The sequence below is a fragment of the Pseudomonas sp. KK4 genome, from assembly GCF_001984065.1.
In the GTDB taxonomy this organism is placed as follows: domain Bacteria; phylum Pseudomonadota; class Gammaproteobacteria; order Pseudomonadales; family Pseudomonadaceae; genus Aquipseudomonas.
The window spans coordinates 1-4,131 of record NZ_LYVP01000213.1 but is presented as its reverse complement, the minus strand read 5'-3'; the positions used below and the strand labels follow the sequence as shown (position 1 = coordinate 4,131).

General features: G+C 60.9%; 2 protein-coding genes. Both read right to left on the bottom strand.

From position 1 onward, the window contains the following. Positions 1–114: 114 nt before the first annotated feature. Positions 115–2,808, bottom strand: a complete 2,694-nt coding sequence (locus tag B0W55_RS28865) for a GGDEF and EAL domain-containing protein (RefSeq protein WP_077049305.1) — start codon at positions 2,806–2,808, stop codon at positions 115–117. A 188-nt stretch (positions 2,809–2,996) separates the two neighbouring features. Beyond that, positions 2,997–4,131 (bottom strand): alkaline phosphatase D family protein (locus B0W55_RS28860; RefSeq protein ID WP_077049306.1); only part of this gene is annotated, 1,135 nt, incomplete at its 5' end.

Genomic DNA, 4,131 nt, shown 5'->3' with positions numbered 1-4,131 from the left:
TGTGGGAGCGGGCTTGCTCGCGAATACGGACTGACATTCAACATTCATGTCGACTGACCCACCGCTTTCGCGAGCAAGCCCGCTCCCACAGGGGAGGCAAGCGTGCGGCCGCTATCAGGCAATCGGGCCGCGCGGGTAGCGCTTGAGCTTCTCGATCAGTTCGGAGCCCGGGATCGGCTGGTCGAACAGGTAACCCTGGCCAACATCGCAGCGATGGCGGCGCAGGAAGGCTAGCTGCTCGGCGGTTTCGATGCCTTCAGCCACGACCTTGAGCTTCAGGTTGTGGGCCATGGCGATCACCGCGGAGGTGATTTCCATGTCGTCCTGGTTGTCCGGGATTTCGTGGATGAAGCTTCGATCGATCTTAATGATGTCGATGGGGAATTTTTTCAAGTAACTGAGCGACGAGTAACCGGTGCCGAAGTCGTCCATGGCCAGGGTCAGGCCCAGGCGCTTGAGTTGGTCGAGTTGCAGGTGGGTGTCTTCGGTGGCTTCCAGCAGCAGGCCTTCGGTCAGCTCCAGTTCCAGCAGCTGCGCCGGCAGCGCTTCTTCCTTGAGGATGTTGGCGATGGACGCCACCAGATCCGGGTCGGAAAACTGTTTGGGCGACAGGTTGATCGCCACCTGCAGATTGCCCAAACCTGCAGCGGTCAGCGTCTTGCTCATGCGGCACGCCTGACGGGCGATCCACTTGCCGATCGGAATGATCAGGCCGGTTTCTTCGGCGACGCTGATGAACTGGTCAGGGCGGATCATGCCCTTTTCCGGATGATTCCAGCGCAACAACGCTTCCATGCCCAGCAGGCGACCGCTGCGCAGGCAGAGCTTGGGCTGATAGAACACATCGAGTTCGTTCTGGGTCAGGGCGCGGCGCAGGTTGTTCTCGACGAACAGCTTGTAGCTGGCCTCGGCGTTCAGCGCTTCGGTGAACACCTGCACCTGATGCTTGCCGTTGGCCTTGGCCTTGTGCAGGGCCAGACCGGCGTTGCGCATCAGGGTTTGTGGATCACGACCATGCAGCGGTGCACAGGCCAAGCCCACGGAACCTGTCACGCTGATCAACTGGTTGTCGACGAACATCGGCTTGTCGAGAGTGGTCAGCAACTGGCTGGCGATCTGTTGGCCGGTGTGCAGGTCGGTGTTGTCCAGCAGTACCGCAAATTCGTTACTGGCGAAGCGCGCCAGGCTGCCGCTCGGGCTCAGGCTGTTGCGCAGGCGCCGGGCCAGGCTGATCAGCAGTTTGTCGCCGGTCTGGTGACCGAGGCTGTCGTTGATCCGCTTGAAGTTGTCGATGTCCACCAGCAGCAGGCTGATGGGCGCATCGCTGTCCCGGGCAAAGCGCTCGTCGAGGTTGCGGATGAACGCCGGACGGTTGCCCAGGTTGGTCAGGTTGTCGGTATAGGCCAGGCGCTCGATGCGTTGCTGGGCGAGCTTGGTCTGGGTGATGTCTTCGTAGATGCCGATGTAGTGGGTCAGCTCGCGGTTGTCGCCATAGACCTTGGAAATCGACAACTGGCCCCAGTAGGGTTCGAGGTTTTTGCGCCGGCTCTTGAATTCGCCCTGCCAACTGTTGCTCTTGGCCAGCGCCGAGGGCGCGTCGAACAGCAGTTCGCTGAGGTTTTCCAGGGCCGGCAATTCCGACAGGCGCTGGCCGTGGACTTCCTCGGTGCTGTACTGGGTGATCGCGGTGAAACTGGGGTTGACGTACTCCACCACGCCGTCGCAGTTGACCAGCAGGAAGGCGTTGGCGCTTTGCTCGACCGCGCGCTGGAACAGGTGCAGGGCGCTGGTGGCGGTGCGGCGGTTGTGGTTGCTGATGACCTGGGCGAACTGGTCGGCGAGCTCGCCGGCAAAGGCGATTTCGTCCGACTGCCAGGCGCGGGTCGCACCGGTCTGCTCAAGGCACAGCACGCCGACCACCTGACCGTCGACGCGGATGCTGGCATCGAGCATGGCATTGACGTCACGGGGGCGCAGGCTCTCGGCCATTTCCCGGGTGCGCGGGTCGCGCATGGCGTTGTGGGCGTCGATGGCGCGACCGGTATGCAGGGCGTCGAGGTAATCGGGAAAGCCACTGACGTCGATCGGCTGCGGCAGCAGGTATTCCTGGCTGGCGCGGTGAAACGCCGAGATCGGCACCAGCATCGAACCTTCGAGGTTCCACAGGCTGGCGCAGTCGATTTCGTAGATCTCGCAGGCACTGCGGGTGATCAGTTCGGCGGCTTCCTTGAGGGAGTTGTTGCTGCTGTAGCGCTGGCGGGTCAGCAGCAGGATCAGGTCCTGCTGGGCGCGCACCCGGTCCAGGTGCTGCAGTTGTTCCTGTTGGGCGCGCTGGTTGAGCTCCAGGGCGATTTGCAGGCGTGAGTTCTGGGTTTCCAGGTCCAGCGCCGGCAGCAGCGGGTCATCCTCGAACAGGCCATCGATGACCAGCAGGTAACCGCGCAACAGGTGTCGATTGTGTTGTTTGTAGGCTTCGCCCAACTCCAGCAGGCTCAGCGAGCCGGTGGCGGTGTGCAGGGTGTAGCGGATCAGATAATGCGAGGCTTCGGTCAGTTGCAGCTGGATGGCGTCGTGCAGTTGATAGCGCGCTTCGGGTTCCATCAGACTCGCGTAGGGCGAGCCGACCAGGGCGCAGAGCTCCACCGCAGGCAAGCCGAATTGTCGTTCGCAGTTGGGATCGAGAAACAGCAGCGCCCAGCTCGGTTCATTCAGCCGTTCGAAACGCAGCATGCCGAGCCGCGAGGGCACAGGCAACTGCGTCACTACCTCGGCCACCATACGGCTGGCGGCATCGGGTTGGCTTTTCATATGGAGGGAAACTCGCTTCGAATTTGCTGAACGCGCCGGGCTCTCGCCCTCTTACTGTTGCCTGCGGCAAGGTTGCATCATTGCAATACCGGCTGACAAGAGAGATGAAGGCCAAGTGCTATAAGAATATGTCGGCAGCAAAGAAGATTTCTCCATTAATTAGTAAAAAGTCATGCTATTGAGCCGATTCAGCCCAATTTGATGCCGTGCGATTGCAGCAGGTTGCCGTCACGGTCGTGATAACGCGTATGAATTTGCCCCGTCTCGACGATTACATGGGCGAAGTTGTCCTGGCTGATCACCGGGCCGAGCAGTTCATGCCGATAATCGCCGGCGGCGGTTCGCACCAGCGGCTGATCGAGGATGAAGGTGGAGGCTTTGGCGTAGGGCAGCAGTTTGCTGTTGCACAGGGGCGAGGAAACGATGGTGTGCACGCTGAAGTCCGGGTCTTCGCTGTGGGTCAGGCGGCTGGTCAATGAGCCGTGGACATCGCCGCAAATAAACACCACGTTCCTGATCCTGCGGGTCCGAATGGTTTCCAGCAAGCGCAGCCTTTGCTCGGGAAAGCCCTGCCAGGCGTCGTCTCCCAACCGCTTGCGGTCCGGATAGAACATCACGCTGGTGACCACCAATTTGACCCGGGCCGGGCTGTGGATCAGCCAGTCGATCAGCGCTTGTTTCTGTTCGATATCCAGGATGCGTCGGTCATTGGGTCCGAGCGTGCGCCGGGTACGCGTGTCGGTGACGAACCACTCGATATCGCCATTGGCGAACTGATACCAATATTTTGTCAACGGCTGACCGCGGGTATTCAGTTCAAGGGCGGGGCTGTGGCTGGCTTGATACAACTCATAGGCGCGCATGGCGTTGGTATAGAGATGCTCGTCGCCCTGGCTTTTGTTGGCCGGCCAGTTGTCTTCGATTTCATGGTCATCGAGGATCATGTACGTCGGCGTGCCGGACATCAGTTTCCCAATATGCGGCTGGGAAAATGCGGCCCGGTATTTGGCGCGTATTTCCTGATACTCCCGATCCGGGGCAATGAAGTTCAAGTCGTCGACATAGACCTGATCGCCGGTCATCAGCAGGGCGCTGATCGGCGGTTCGGCCTGCTGCGCCAGTGTGTTGATCGAAGCGAAGATCCGGTCGCCCCACTGAGGCGCCGATGGCATGCCGGCAGTCATGCGCAGGTAGCGACAGGAACCGATGATGTAGGCCCTTGGTGCGGTGGCTTCGTTCGATTGCGTGCGTAAGCGGTAGATCTCCGGTGGCCATTGCAGCGGCAGCCCTTGCACGGTCTCTACGGGATGGGCGGGGCTCGTG

Coding starts and splice junctions, on each gene's coding strand:
- B0W55_RS28865 (WP_077049305.1), bottom strand. CDS start 2,808: ATGAAAAGCCAACCCGATGCCGCCAGCCGTATGGTGGCCGAGGTAGTG.